Source organism: Sphingomonas sp. TREG-RG-20F-R18-01 (assembly GCF_022662475.1).
Classification (GTDB): Bacteria; Pseudomonadota; Alphaproteobacteria; order Sphingomonadales; family Sphingomonadaceae; genus Sphingomonas.
In genome coordinates this window covers 232,193-246,255 of record NZ_JAKNQQ010000001.1, presented here as the reverse complement: position 1 = coordinate 246,255, position 14,063 = coordinate 232,193, and the positions used below count along the sequence as shown (strand labels likewise).

Below are 14,063 nucleotides of genomic sequence, written 5' to 3'. Positions count from 1 at the left end.
CGAGGCTCGGGGGCCCGCGCCCTCCGTGCTCGTGGACACCGTTCGGCCGCAGCGCGGGACCCTGCCGGCGATCGTGACCGCTTACGGTTCGGTCGCCCCGTCGGTCGGGGGCACGCAGACGCTGAGCGAGGCGCAGCCGGGGCAAGTCACGCGGTTGCTGGTCGCGGTGGGCAGCGTTGTGCGCGCGGGCCAGCCGCTCGCGACGTTCGTGACCGCGCCGGCCGCGCGCAGCGCCTATGATCAGGCCGTCAGCGCGCTCGCGGCGGCGCGCAAGCAGCGTGCGACCACCGCGCAGCTGCTCGCCGCCCAACTCGCGACGCAGGACCAGCAAGTGCAGGCCGACAAGGCCGTGTCGGATGCGCAGACCGCGCTCGCCGCGCTCCAGGCGGACGGCGCGGGCGCGCCCGTCAGGACCGTGGTCGCGCCGTTCGCCGGCGTGGTCACGGCCGCACCCGTCGCGCAGGGCGACCGTATCCAGGCGGGGGCCGCGCTGCTGACGATCGCGCGGAGCGGCGGAATCGTCGTTTCCGCAGGGGTCGACCCGGCGCAGCGCGCGGCGCTGGCGGTCGGGCAGGCGGCGACTGTTACGCGATTGTCGGGCGGCCCGACGCTGGCCGGTCGTGTGATCCGGGTCGACGGCGCGCTCAATCCGCAGACGCGGCTGGTCGACGTCGACGTGCAATTTCCGGGCGGCAGCCTGCTGCCGGGCGAGTCGATGCAGGTCGGGATCGCGACCGCCACGGTCGGCGGCTGGGTCGTCCCGCATGCGGCGGTTGTCGCGACGGGCGGGCCGACCCGGGTCTTCCAGATCCTCGGTGGCAAGGCGCATGCGGTGCCGGTGCGCATCCTGCTCAGCTCCGATCGCGGCGACGTCGTCGATGGCAGTCTTGCGCCGGATCGGCCGCTGATCGTCGCGGGGGCCTATCAGGTGCAGGACGGTGACGCCGTGCGCCGGGGTCGTTGATGCTCGAACGGCTGCTCCGGACGCAGGCCCGCGCCTTCGTGCTCGTCGCGCTCGCGCTTGCGCTGGCCGGGGTCGTCGCGGCGCTGTCGTTGCCGATCGGGCTGTTTCCGCAAGTCTCCTTTCCCCGCGTCGTGGTCGATCTCGATTCGGGCAGCCGCCCCGCCGACCAGACCGCGCTGACCGTCACCCGTCCGGTCGAGGAAGCGATCCGCGCAATTCCCGGGGTTGCCAACGTCCGCTCGGAGACGACGCGCGGCACCGCGCAGATCTCGATCGACTTCGGATGGGGCCGCGACATGATCGCCAGCACGTTGTTGGTCGATACCGCGGTCGCGCGGATCCTGCCCACGCTGCCGACCGGGACCAGTTACGGTGTCCGGCGGATGGACCCGACGGTCTTCCCGATCATCTCCTACGCCCTGGTATCGACTTCGGCCGATCCGATCGCGCTGCAGGATTTCGCGCGCTATCAGGTGACGCCGCTGCTCTCCGCCATCCCCGGGCTCGCGCGGGTCGGCGTGCAGGGCGGGGACACCGCCGAGGTCGAGGTGCTCGCCGATCCGCATCGGCTCGCCGGCTACGGGCTGGCGATGGCGGATCTCGCCGCCGCAATCAGGGGCGGCAACGTGCTGAGCGCGGTCGGCCAGGTGCAGGATCGCGGGCGGCTGTCGCTGGTGGTGGCGGACCGTAGCGCGACCAGCGCGGCGCAGATCGGCGACATCGTGGTCAAGGCGACACCCGGCGGCGTGATCCGTGTCCGCGATGTCGCGACGGTGCAGAACGGCGCGGTGCCGGTGTGGCAGCGGATCGTCGAGGACGGCCGCCCCGCGGTCCTGTTCAATATCTACGAACAACCCGACGGCAATGCCGTGCAGATCGCGCATGCCGTGCAGCAGAGGCTGGCAACGCTCCGGCTGCCCCGGGGCGTGCGGCTGGTCAACTGGTACGACCAGAGCGCGCTCGTCACCGAATCGGTCGCGAGCGTGCGCGATGCGGTGCTGATCGGGCTGGTGCTCGCGGCGATCGTGCTGTTCGCCTTCCTGCGCAGCTGGCGCGTCACGCTGGTGGCGGTGATCGTCGTCCCGGCGACGCTCGCGGCGACGGTGCTGGTCCTGAGCGTGCTGGGCATGAGCTTCAACATCATGACGCTGGGAGGGATCGCGGCGGCGGTCGGGCTGCTGATCGACGATGTGATCGTGATGGTCGAACATATCGCCCGGCGAGCGGGTGCGCGCGATGCGGACGGCCGGCCATTCGGCAACGCCGCGGTGATTCCCGCCGCGCGGGAATTCCTTGCGCCGCTCACGGGCTCCAGCCTCGCGACCGGCATCGTCTTCGTCCCCTTGTCGTTCCTGACCGGGATCACCGGCGCCTTTTCGAAGGCGCTGTCGGTGACCATGGCGGCAGCGCTCGCGATTTCCTGGGCGATGACCGCCTTTGTCGTCCCGGTGCTGGTGCGCGGGCTGGTCGACTTCGGGGCCTGGCACGATCCCGGCAAACCCGGCGAGGGGCGGGTGGCACGGCTGCACGAACGGACGCTCGACCGGCTGGTCGCACGGCCTTGGCTGCTGCTGGTGGTCCTGGTGCCACTGCTGGCGGTCGGCTATGTCGGCTATGCCAACGTGCCGAGCGGGTTCATGCCCAAGGTCGACGAAGGCGGCTTCGTCATGGATTATTACACGGCGCCGGGCACGTCGCTCGACGAGACCGGCCGGCAGATCGGGCAGGTCGATGCGATGCTGCGCGCCAATCCCGAGGTGCTGACCTTCTCGCGCCGGCTTGGCACCGGGCTCGGCGGTGATCTCGGGCAAAGCTACCACGGCGACTATTTCGTCCGGCTCAAGCCGGATCACGCGCGCGCGACCGAGGACGTCGCCGCCGCCGTTGCCGCGCAGGTCGCACGCGACGTGCCCGGCGTACAGGTCGAGGTGGCGCAGCTGATGGAGGATCTGATCGGAGATCTCACCGCCGTGCCGCAGCCGATCGAGGTCAAGCTGTTCGCGACCGACCCCGCCGTGCTCCAGGCACAGGCGCGCACCGTCGCCGCGCTGATCGGCAAGGTCGACGGCGTCGTCGAAGTGAAGGACGGGGTGCAACTCGCGGGCGACGCGCTCGACGTGCATGTCGACCCGGTCCGCGCCGGCATCGAGGGCGTGGTGGCGGGCGAGGTCGAGACGCAACTGTCGGCCGCGCTGACCGGCACGGTCGCGACGACCCTGGCGCAACCAGGCAAGGCAGTGGACGTGCGGGTGCGGTTGCCCGACGCGTTGACGATCAGCGAGACCGGTCTGGAACGGCTGCCGATCCGGGCGACCGACGGCTATGTCTTCCCGCTCGGCCGGGTCGCGACGATCGAGCGCGTCACCGGACAGCCGCAGATCGCGCGCGAGAATCTCGAGCCGATGGTCGCCGTCACCGGGCGTATCCAGGGACGCGGGATCGGCGCCGCGGTGGCCGATGTGCGGCGCGTGCTCGACCGGCCCGGCGTGTTGGGCGCCGGAGTGCGCTATGAGCTGGGCGGTCTGTACCAGCAGCAGCAGATCGCGTTCGCCGGGCTCCTCCGCGTGTTCGCGGCGGCGCTCGTCGCCGAACTGGTGCTGTTGCTGGTGCTGTACCGGCGGTTCTGGCTGCCGGTGATCATCATCGGTTGTTCGCTGCTGTCGACCACGGCGGTGTTCACCGCGCTATGGGCGGCGGGCGTCGATCTGAACATTACCGCGCTGATGGGGATGACGATGATCATCGGGATCGGCACCGAAATGGCGATCTTCTACGTCTCCGAATTCGAGGAGCTCGCACATACCATGCCGCCGGCCGAGGCGACCCGTGCGGCGAGCCGCAACCGGCTGCGCCCGATCACGATGACCACGCTCGCCGCGATCCTGACGCTGCTACCGCTCGCGCTGGCGCTCGGGCAGGGGGCGGGGATCCAGCAGCCGCTTGCGATCGCAATCATCGCAGGGCTGCTGCTGCAATATCCGCTCGTGCTGCTCGCCATGCCGGTGCTGGTGCGGCTCACGCTGCCGCGCGACACCGCCGGGCCGCCGGTCGGGCGACCGTCAGGCCAGGAGCAATAGGAGCGGCAGGACGGTTCCGCCAGCCAACAGCAGGATGCTGGTCCGGCGGTCACGCCGGTTGAGCAGGCCGATCCAGATGCCGAGCGCGGTGGCGACGGCGAGCAACAGCCCGAGCAGCGCGGCGAACAGGCTGAACGCGTTGGGGAACGCGCGCTTTGCTTGCTTGGGGGCGGCGTCCGCTGCGGGCTTGGCGGGTGTCGCCGTGCGCTGTGCGTCGGGGCGACGGAGGTAGCCGTGCTTGTGAACGCTGGCGATCAGGTTGATCCATTCCGGCGGCCGATAGCCGGCGTTGCGATCCTGAAACCCCAGCGCCTGCACACTGCCGCTCAGCGCGAAGAAGAGGATGGTCGGCGCGAAGAACAGGCCGAGCCATAAATGCACCTGGCGAAGCCGGCGTTGCGATTGCGCTTTCATGATGTCCCCGGGCCGAAACGGACGTGTCGGATCACGCGCCGGCAACATGCGCGGCGACGAGCTCGGCATGCGCTGCGTCGAATTTCGCGTGGAAGGCGGGCTGCGTCATCAACTTGGCGGCGATGAGCGTGCCGAGCACATGGCTCGCCTCGACGTCGCTCGGGAAATGCACCCCGCAATATTCGCGGCTGGCGCCATAGTCGGCGGCGCGGTCGAGGATCGCGGACGCGCGCCCGGCAAGCAGGTGCGCCAACACGAACCCGGTGGAAAACCCCAGCGTCGCATGTCCGCTGGGGTAGGATTTGGCGGGTTTCGCGGGCTTGCCGATGGGGCTCGCCACGCAGACCGGCAGGGTGGGGTCGATGCCATAGGGACGGGTGCGCTCGAAATGCGCCTTCGCGGCGCTGGCGGCGGCGTCGCCTTCTTCCTGAACCTCGCGCAGCAGCGCCCAGGTCAGCGGCAGGGACTCCAGCGTGATTCCGAGCGTGCCGTCGAACAGCGCGGGCGTCTCATGCGCGTCGTCCCAGCGCGCCTGCTCGATCCGTTGCGGGGCGGCGCCCGCGATCATCGCGTGGAGCGCGCCGAGCTCTGCTTTTTCCTGGATCGATCCGCGCGCCGGCGGGGCGGGCAGGATCGAGCTCGGTTCGAAGTCCGCCACCGGGAGATAATGGAAGCTGTGCGGGGCGGCCGTCACGGCCGACCCCATCAGCGCAATGGCGACGACAGCCGCCGCGAACACTCGTTTCATGCGCATATCCCTGTCTGTTACAATCAGAACTTGATGCGTGCGGAGGCCAGGAACGAGCGCGGCGGAAGGTAATTGAACTGATCCAACTGACCGTAGCCGCTCTGATACCCGCCGCTGATCGGCGCGCCGGTCGTGCTCGTGGAAATGGCCGTCACGGCGCGGCTGTTAAAGACGTTGTTGACCGTCACGCCGAGCCGCAGGCCGCCCTGGATTTCCTGGCTGATCGCGAACTCGCCGATGCTGTAGGGCCGGATCCGATACAGGCGGTAGCCGGGGCTGCCGGTGTATTCGCTGGCATATTGGGGGCCGGTGAACTTCTGGTCGAACGACAGGCGGAACCCTTCCCGCCGGTAGATGAAGCCACCCGCCGCGGTCGAGAACGGCGCCTTGGCAATCTGCGCGCCGGTCGTGACGCTGCGGGCATAATTGTACGAGCCGTTGCCGAACAGCGTCAGCCCGCGCACCGGCATGTAGCTGAGAGCGCCCTCGACGCCCTTGTAGCGGACCTGACCGATATTGACGAGCAGCGTCTGGTCGCAGCCGGTCGTCGTGCAGGTGCCGATCTTGTTGTCGATGTTGATGATATAGCCGTCGACGTCGACCGAAACACGATTGCCGTGCCACACGCTGCCGACCTGGTAATTGGTCGAGATCTGCGGCTTCAGCGCGTCCAGCGCGGTCGAGAGCGTGCCCGACGCGGAGTAGAAGCTCGACAGGTCCGGGACATACATGCCCTTGGCATATTGGCCGTAGAACGACCAGTTGCTCATCGGCATGTAGTTGATCGTCGCGAACGGCAGCGTCTTGGTCCAGGTCTGGCTGGTGTCGAGCGGCAGGCGCGTCTTCTGGTTGACCGGCGCGGCGATGCCGCGTTCGAAATGGACGTACTTCACGCCGGGCGTGATCGACAGGCCTGCGACCGGGTGGAATTCGAACTCGCCGAACAACTGATACTGGTTCCAGTTCGAATGCTGGACGTAGCTGAGATCGGCCTGGCTGATCGGCGGCAGCGCGTTTTGCGCGGCCGTGCCGTTGCCGTTGTTGAACTTCTCGTTGAAGCTGAAGGTGTTGGTCGTGCGATCGAGATCGACCAGGTGACGGTCGGTCACGGCATGTTCGTACCAGCCGCCGACGCGGATCTTGCCGAGCGCGAAGTCGTAATTGACCTGCCCGATATAGCCGAAAACGCGGTATTTGTTGAGCTTGTTATAGCCGAGGATATCCGTCGGCTGACCCGGCACCGTCTTGTAGGGCGAGGCCGCCGTGCCCGCGCCGCTGAAGCCGCTGACGACCGAGCCGGTGTTTCCCGACAGGGTGTTGTTGGTGTAGCCGTACATGTAGCCGCGATTGTCGAGCGAGAAGCCCGAACCTAGATCGGTCTGCAACCGGACGTAGGAAAAATCGGTGGTCTTGTCGGTGCGGTTGTATTTCCAGTAATCCTGCTGGTTCGGATTGTTGCCCAGCGCGTAATTGCGACCGTATTGCCCGACGTTCGACGTTGCCGCGCAGTTCTCGCCCGTCAGTTGCGTCAGCGGCTGGCCATCGGTGCCGAGCGCGGTCGTCTTGTTCGCGCCGACCGCCGCACTGCCGCAGGTCGCGCCCTTGAGCACGTCCGACTGGTAATAATGGTTGCGGTTCCACGTGCTCATGATCGTCAGCGTGTTGTGGCTGCCGATCGGCGCGACGATCTTGCCGTAGAGGTTCTTGGAACCGACCGGCGAATAGGTCAGCGCGCCGTCGGACTGGAGATACTGCCCCGTCAGCACGATCCGCGCGCCGCCGAGCTTCGCGATGCTGCCCGACTGATATTCGGCGCGGCCGATGAAGGTGTTCCAGTTGCCGACAATGCCCTCGACCTGCGCGCTCTGCTGCTCGGTCGCGGCGCGCGAGTACATGTTGATGTTGCCGCCATAGGTTGCCTGGCCGAGCTGGCTCGCATTGCCGGGGCCGCGGTCGACGACGATCGTCTCGATCGTGTTGGACGGGAAGAACGAGGTCGAATGGTGCGTCGGGTTGTTGGTGTCCGCGAACGGGATCGAATCGTAGGTGACGTTATATTCGCCGTCCTGGAAGCCGCGGATCGTCGCCTTGGTCTCGCCGAGGCCATAGCCGTTGCCCGCGCCCGAGATCGAGACGCTCGGCGTCAGCGCGATCAGTTCGTTGAAGTCGGCCGATGCGGTGGTGTTGGCGATATAGTCGCGGCTGACCGCGGACTGCGGCTGGGTCGTGGTGAGCGAGACCGTGATCGGCGCGCTTTGGGCGGTGTGCGATCCGGTCACAATGATGTCGGAGGACGTCAGCGACTGCTTGTCATTGGCTTGCCCCGCGCTGTTCGCGCTGGTGGTGGTCTGCTCACCGGCGCCCGCCGTGTCCTGCGGCGCGCCAACGGGCGCAGCGACGGGTGTGGCGGGCAGCGCAACCGGAGCGCCGGGCGCGATCGCCAGGGCGTGAACCGGCAAGGTCACCGAAAGGGCGGCCCCGGCGAGCAGGGTATGGCGGAAGGTCGCACGCATCGAAATTGTCCCCAAACTGATATCGCGAGCGGGGCTCGTCGAAGACGCCGCGTTTCTTAGCCCCCCGCAAAAGGGCGCCCGGCTGTCTCCCCGCTTCGTCCGATGCCCTATGGCAAGGCTGTTACGGGGGTGCGGCGGTTCCGTGGCGTGGCGCGGTCTGAATCTTAAATTCGAGTTAATGTGTGGGCGGGTCAGGCCGCCTCCAGCGAGACGACACAGCCGGGCTTTCCATCGCCGATGTGCAGCTCCAGCCGGTGCACCTGCGCGATCGCGGACACCAGCGCGAGGCCGAGGCCGTTGCCCGGAAGGCTGCGGCTCGACTCGACGCGGTGGAAGCGGCGCAGGACCTTCGCGCGTTCGTCGGCGGGAATGCCCGGTCCGGTGTCGGCGATGCTCAGGACCGGCCCGGCCGCAAGATCGACGACGATTTCACCGCCGCTCGGGGTGTATTTGATCGCATTGTCGATCAGGTTGCCGACCGCTTCGAACAACAGGTCGGGATCGCCCTCGAACGCAAGATGCGCGGGGACGATGCGGCGGATCGTAATGCCACGCTCGTGCGCGGCGACTTCATGGAAATCGGTCGCATCGCCGACGATCTCGGCCAGGTCGATCGCGCGAAAGGCCTGGCGCCGCGCGGCTTCGTTCAGTTCCGAGATCCGCAGCAACGCGTTGAACATGGCGATCATCCCGCTCACATCCTCGACCGCGTCGCTGATCACCGCGGCCATCGCTGCGCAATCCGCGCGACCGTGATCGACCTGCCGTAGATTGGCGAGCAGGCGCGTCAACGGGGTGCGCATGTCGTGCGCGATATTGTCGCCCGCTGCCTTCACTTCGAGCATCAGTCGCTCCAGCTCCGCCAGCATCCGGTTGACTCCGCCGGCCAGCTCATCGATTTCGTCCCGCCGTGGGGACAGTGCCAGCCGTGCGTCGAGCTGCCCCGCCATGATCTGGTGGAGGCTTTCGGTCAGGCGACGAACCCGGCGCTCCTGCAAAAACGCCAGCCATACCGCGCAGGACAGGCACAGCAGCAGCAGCGCCAGCCCGCCCCACACGATGGCGAATACGAGATCGGCGGCAAAGGCGCGCGATTCCTGCAGATCCTGCCCGACGAGGAAGTGATCGCCGTTCGAAAGCCGCCGCATCATCGCGCGCAGCGTAACCGCGCCGCGCGCGGTGTGTGCCTGGAGGTCGAAGGGCGTGTCCTCGACCTTGCCCGGCGGCATGGTTGCGGGCGACCCGGCGAGACGCCGCCCGGCCGGATCGAACAGGCCGAACGGGCGCAGGTGGTGGATGTCGGACTGGTTATGATGGTCCACGCGGGCAATCGCATCGGCGCGGGTCGCGGCCGGGGTCATGCGAATGGTCTCGCGGGCGAGCCACTCGTCGGTTTGCGCGTTGAAATGGGCCAGCGCGCGCGCGTTGACGAAAGCGAACAGGCCGATCGCCGCCGCACCGAACAGCAGCAGAAAGATCAGCGCGAAGCGGGCGCTCGAGCTGCGCCGCCAGCGCTTAATCGCAGCGAAGGACATAGCCGGTTCCTCGAACGGTTTCGATCAGCGGCGGCATGTCGGGGCGCTCGATCTTGCGGCGCAGCCTTGTGACATGCACGTCGATGACGTTGGTGCGCTGGTCATAGCGATAGCCCCAGACGCTCTCGAAGATCATCGCGCGCGTGACGGGTCGTCCGTGGTGCCGGACGAGATATTCGAGCAGCTGCAATTCGCGCGGCTGGAGATCGATATGGGTCGAGTCGACCCAGGCTTCGCGCGACAGCAGGTCGATCCGCACGCGGCCATGTTCGAGGCTCACCGACGCGGTTTCCGCGACCCGGCGTCGGATCAGCGCGAGTACGCGCGCCGCGAGCTCGACCGGCTCGAACGGCTTGGCGAGATAGTCGTCGCCACCTGCGCGCAAGCCGCGGACGCGTTCCTCGACCGCGGACAGGGCGCTGAGGATCAGCACCGGGGTCAGGATCCGCGCCTGGCGCATCAGGTCAAGCGCGCCGATCCCGTCGATCGGCCCGGGCAGCATGCGATCCAGCACCACCGCGTCGAAAGCGCTTCCCTTGACCTGCAATACGGCGTCGGTCGCATTGTCGACCACGACGACGAACAATCCCTCCGCGACCAGGATCAGCCGGATCACTTCGGCGGATTTGGGATCGTCCTCTACCACCAACACGCGCGCCATCGGGCCTTACCTTCACCATGCCGGGTCCTGCCTCCGCCCGGAATGTGAAGTTCGTATGACACGAGACCGCGAGAAGACGTCCCGCGACGATCCTTTCGACCGGACCGTCAGCCTGCCGGCACCGCGGTCAGGCCGGATCGACACCGTGGCGGTGCGCCTCGGCACCCTGCGGCTCCGCTGCGATCCCGCCGCGCGATGCCGTGTCTTGCTCGGCACGGGCAGGACCCCGAGCCGAGGCGGGGAGGGCGAACTGCAGCGTCGCGACCGTCGTCCCGGAAATGCGCGCATAGGCGATCGAACCGTCGATCTGGCTCGCTAGCATGGACAGCAGGCTTCTTCCCCGGCGCTGCGCATTGGTGGGGCCGCTGCTGAACCCGGCACCGTTGTCGGTGACGATCATTTCGACGCAATCGGTCCTGAAGGCGTGCTTGTGCAGATAAAGCAGGACTTCGCCGCCATTGCCGTCGGGGAAGGCATGTTTGCGAACGTTCGTCAGCATCTCGTTGGCGATCAGGCCGAGCATGCTCAGCGTCCGGATCGGCAGGCGAAGCGCGTCGTCAATGTCGACGCGCAGCGAGATTGACCCTTCGCTGAGGGTGGACAGCTGAAGGTCGTCGCACAGGTCGAACAGGAATTGCCGGGCTGCCACGGCATCTTCGGAATCCAGATCGCGAAGGTCGAGCCGCTGATACACCCGGCCGAGCACGATCAGCCGGCCGCTCAGGTCGGCCAGCGCATCGCGCGCCTCCGGACTGGTCGCCTCGCGCGCCTTGATCGATGCCATCGACACCATGATCGACAGATCGTTCGACAAGCGGTGCGACAGTTCCGAATGCGCGACCCCACGCCATTCCGCGATTTGCCGGCTGGTCGCGACCTCGGCCGCCTGCAGCGCCGAAAGGGTGTCGCGGCGTCCGACGTACCACGCCATCATCACCCCCGTGGCGATGACGGCGATGAGGCCCATCGCGTGGTCCGGATCACTGACCGCAAACCCTTCGCCGGGCAGGATGAAGGCCAGTTCCAGGGCGCCCGCGGCAACCGCGATCGAGGTTGGGAACCGGCCACCCAGGAACGCGATGATCGCGAATGCCAGGCAGACCATGCCGAAGGTGGGGGCCGCGTTGTTCGGCGCGGCAAGCGTGCAGCACGTGACCACCACGGTCACGAAGAGGATCGCCAGGATCGTACCGACGAACAGACGTAGGAAGCGGGACGCCATCGGGGCCCTCCGTGGGAGCAGCGACGAAAGTGTCGCTTCGGGAAACACGGCTGCGGCCGTGGCGCTTCTGTTGGGGGCGGATCGCTTACACCCGCCTTACAGCGGCAGCGGTCGACGCGGATTGCGCGCGATATGGTACGGACATCGCCTGGGACGGGTCCTCCAAGCGCTGGCCCGACTGATCGGCCTGGCGAACGGCGCGATCCGCCAGCAGGCGGAAGACGTCGCAATAGGCGGGCGCGCCGGCTTCGATCGTGAAGCGCAAGGCCTGCCGCTGCATTGCCGCGCGCGACGCCGGGCCGCCCGCGCCCGACCGCATCGCGTCGGCCAGCGCCCGGCGGTCGCGACGCGGCACGAGCCGCCCAAAACGTCCCGCGCCGAGCAATTCCGGCATGGCGACGCTACACCGGGTCGCGACGATCGGCAGCCCGGCGGCCAGCGCCTCGATGACGACTGCGGGGACCCCCTCGTAATCGGAGCTGAGCACGAACAGGTCGGACTGCGCCAACCATGCGCTCGGATCGCCATGCCCGGGCATCAGGACTTGGTCGCGCACACCGCGTTCGGCGGCGGTTTGCAGAATGCGGTCCCGCGATGGCCCTTCGCCCAGGATCACGAGTTCATCGCTGGCGCACGCCACGTCCGCAAAAGCATGGACCAGCAACGCGAAATTCTTCTGCGGGACGAGGCGGCCGACCGCGAGGAAGCGGCGACCCGATGCCATCGCCGGTACCGACCGCAGACGCGCCATCCGGCGAACCTGCGCTTGCGAGACCGCAGGGTCGTGGACGATCGACACGCGATCGTCGGTCACCCCGAACGCCGCGGTCAACTCCGGTCGGTTGGCTTCGGCCATGCCGACGAACTGGTCCACGAAGCGCCCCTGGATCCGCAACCACTGGCGGTAGGCCGCCCGCAGCACCGGCGCCATGTCGGCGCGTTCGAGGTCGTTGCTGACCTTGAGGACGATCGGCGGGCAGGCGCTTCCCAGCAGGAGCTTGAGCGCGACGGCGATCCCGGCGTAGGTGTTGCCGGCGACGAAGATCACGTCGGGACGAAATTGCCGCACGGTCATGGGCAGCCTCGCGAGCAGCCGGAGCGATGGGCGCCACCGTCGTGGTTTCTCCGCGGTCGTGCAGAACGCGTACGACAGCGATGGGGCGGTGTCGCGCATCGCACCGCGGTCCTCACCCATCAGGACGTGCACGACGGCGCCTCCGTCGTGCCACGCCTCGGCCAGACGGATCGCGACCTTCTCGACCCCGCCCGGGTCGAAGCTCTTGAGAAACGTCAGGATGCGGAGCGGTCTCGCCGACGGGTCGGTGGCGGGTGTTGCGGATGCTGTCACGGGGCGGCCGCCGCATCGGGCAGGGCGTAGACGGCAACCCGCGCCGCGCCGATCGGCGCCAGCGCCGTCCGACGATACCCCCCGCGCCTGAGCAGGCCGGCGACCAGCGCATGGATGTCGGCGCGTTCGCCGCGGTAGGAACCGAACACGACGACGGCCGGCCGCCGCGCGAAGATACCGCGCACGGCACTGGCCTGATCGACCCCGATCGCACCCGCCTCGCGCCCGCGCGAAAGGTGGTCGGGGAAGAGGTAGGGCGTCAAAGTACAACGGCCGGTCGCGGCATAGAGCATGGGCTGCGGCGTATAGACGTACAGGCAGCCCGGCCCCGTGCCGATCGCGGCGGTCAACGCGTGGAACTCGGCCGGCGTACCGCGCACCCGGCGGTTCAGTACCGTGACGCCTTGCGCCACGAGCGCGCTGCCAAGCAGCAGGGGGACGACGACCTTCCGGCCGCGGCGCGTATCGCCGAGGAATCCGGCAGCACAGCACGCCGCGGGGACCATCGCGGGCAGGGCATAATGGTCGAACCAGGTCCCGAACAGGACGAGGCCCGCCAACGCCGCCGCCAGCCACCCGCCGAGCAGCATCCGCCACTGACGTGCCACGGGCGTCGCCGCGCCGGTGCGCAAGCCGGCGATGCCCATCGCGACCAGCGGCGCGAGCAACGCCGTCACGGTCAGGAAGTTTCCGACCGTTTCCCACAAGGGGCTGGACCCGCGACGGAAGATCGACGTGAAATTGGCGAAGACGAACGCCTGCTCCGCCCCGACGTGCCAATAATACGCAGCGACCGAGGCGGTCGGCAGCAGTGCAACGCCGACGAGTGCGACGCCGTACAGCGCGGTCGTGCGAAGCGAGCCGCTCCGCCGCCATTCGCGCACGATCAGCCAGCAGCCGATGAAAACGCCCTCGAATACGCAGGAATATTTGACCTGCAACGCGAGCCCGATCAGCGCCATCGCAATTCCGCCGGCCCGGTATCGGTCGCGCACGCGCAAACCGCCATTCCCGTCCGGGCCGCTCACCGAAACGGCCAGCGCGACGAACAGATTATAGAAGACCGGTGCCTGCCCACCCTGGCCGTCCGCGAAGTTCAGCCACAGCAGGTAGAGGGCGCCCGCCGCGAAACTGCCCTGCCGCCAGCCTGCACGCTGCGCCAGCCTGGCGATGACGCTGGCCGTCGCGGTTGCCGCCGCGAGGGCCATCGCCTGATACACGTACAGCCCGGCCACCGGTCCGGCCCAGGCGGCCGGAAGATACAGCAGGAACAGCCCGATCGGCTTGCGATCCCACACGCCGACATAGGGGAGCGCGCCACCGAGCATCGCGCGCGCCACCGTGAAGTAAAACTCTTCGTCGACATGCAGGATCGGGTTGCCGAACGTCGGCAATCGGGCGAACAGCGCCACCAGCAGCAGCGGGAGCACGTAGGAAGACCGAAGGGCATCGACCAGCGCGCGGCCGACTCCGGGTAGCGCCGATTGCTTATGCCTCTCCTGCTTCTCCGCCATTGCAGCAGCGTTCCGTGTCCCGGGGTTTGGCACAGGATGCTGCAGGACCGGAGGCTTTGCTAGGACG

Annotated in this window: 10 protein-coding genes; 2 read left to right on the top strand and 8 right to left on the bottom strand. The window is 68.0% G+C overall.

Going from position 1 to position 14,063, the window contains the following annotated elements; translation table 11 throughout:
- Window positions 1-25: 25 nt before the first annotated feature.
- Window positions 26-964 carry an efflux RND transporter periplasmic adaptor subunit gene (locus L8K25_RS01155; RefSeq protein ID WP_242137098.1) on the top strand — a complete coding sequence of 313 codons (939 nt, stop codon included), beginning with the start codon at window positions 26-28 and terminating at the stop codon, window positions 962-964.
- Window positions 964-4,041: an efflux RND transporter permease subunit gene (locus tag L8K25_RS01150; RefSeq protein ID WP_242137097.1), complete on the top strand. Its 3,078-nt coding sequence runs from the start codon at window positions 964-966 to the stop codon at window positions 4,039-4,041. The genes L8K25_RS01155 and L8K25_RS01150 overlap by 1 nt, the downstream gene beginning before the upstream one ends.
- Here the strand turns inward: L8K25_RS01150 and L8K25_RS01145 are convergent.
- The 8 genes from L8K25_RS01145 to L8K25_RS01110 all read right to left on the bottom strand — a co-directional run bounded on the left by L8K25_RS01145 (window position 4,024) and on the right by L8K25_RS01110 (window position 13,996).
- On the bottom strand, window positions 4,024-4,455 hold the full coding sequence (locus L8K25_RS01145) for a hypothetical protein (RefSeq protein WP_242137096.1): 432 nt from the start codon (window positions 4,453-4,455) through the stop codon (window positions 4,024-4,026). The genes L8K25_RS01150 and L8K25_RS01145 overlap by 18 nt on opposite strands.
- A 31-nt stretch (window positions 4,456-4,486) precedes the next feature.
- On the bottom strand, window positions 4,487-5,203 hold the full coding sequence (locus L8K25_RS01140) for a phosphatase PAP2 family protein (RefSeq protein ID WP_242137095.1): 717 nt from the start codon (window positions 5,201-5,203) through the stop codon (window positions 4,487-4,489).
- A 23-nt stretch (window positions 5,204-5,226) separates the two neighbouring features.
- Window positions 5,227-7,716: a TonB-dependent receptor gene (locus L8K25_RS01135; protein WP_242137094.1), complete on the bottom strand. Its 2,490-nt coding sequence runs from the start codon at window positions 7,714-7,716 to the stop codon at window positions 5,227-5,229.
- A gap of 191 nt (window positions 7,717-7,907) precedes the next feature.
- A complete protein-coding gene (locus L8K25_RS01130) occupies window positions 7,908-9,251 on the bottom strand; it encodes a HAMP domain-containing sensor histidine kinase (protein WP_242137093.1) in 1,344 nt (447 codons plus the stop codon).
- The gene (locus tag L8K25_RS01125; protein ID WP_242137092.1) at window positions 9,232-9,912 is read right to left on the bottom strand and encodes a response regulator transcription factor; all 681 of its coding nucleotides are present in this window, start codon (window positions 9,910-9,912) and stop codon (window positions 9,232-9,234) included. Before L8K25_RS01125 ends, L8K25_RS01130 begins: the two co-directional genes overlap by 20 nt.
- A gap of 127 nt (window positions 9,913-10,039) precedes the next feature.
- Entirely contained in the window at window positions 10,040-11,134 is a 1,095-nt protein-coding gene (locus L8K25_RS01120) for a sensor histidine kinase (RefSeq protein WP_242137091.1), read from the bottom strand.
- 85 nt (window positions 11,135-11,219) lie between these two features.
- On the bottom strand, window positions 11,220-12,482 hold the full coding sequence (locus L8K25_RS01115; RefSeq protein WP_242137090.1) for a glycosyltransferase: 1,263 nt from the start codon (window positions 12,480-12,482) through the stop codon (window positions 11,220-11,222).
- A complete protein-coding gene (locus tag L8K25_RS01110; protein WP_242137089.1) occupies window positions 12,479-13,996 on the bottom strand; it encodes a hypothetical protein in 1,518 nt (505 codons plus the stop codon). Before L8K25_RS01110 ends, L8K25_RS01115 begins: the two co-directional genes overlap by 4 nt.
- Between the last annotated feature and the right edge of the window lie 67 nt (window positions 13,997-14,063).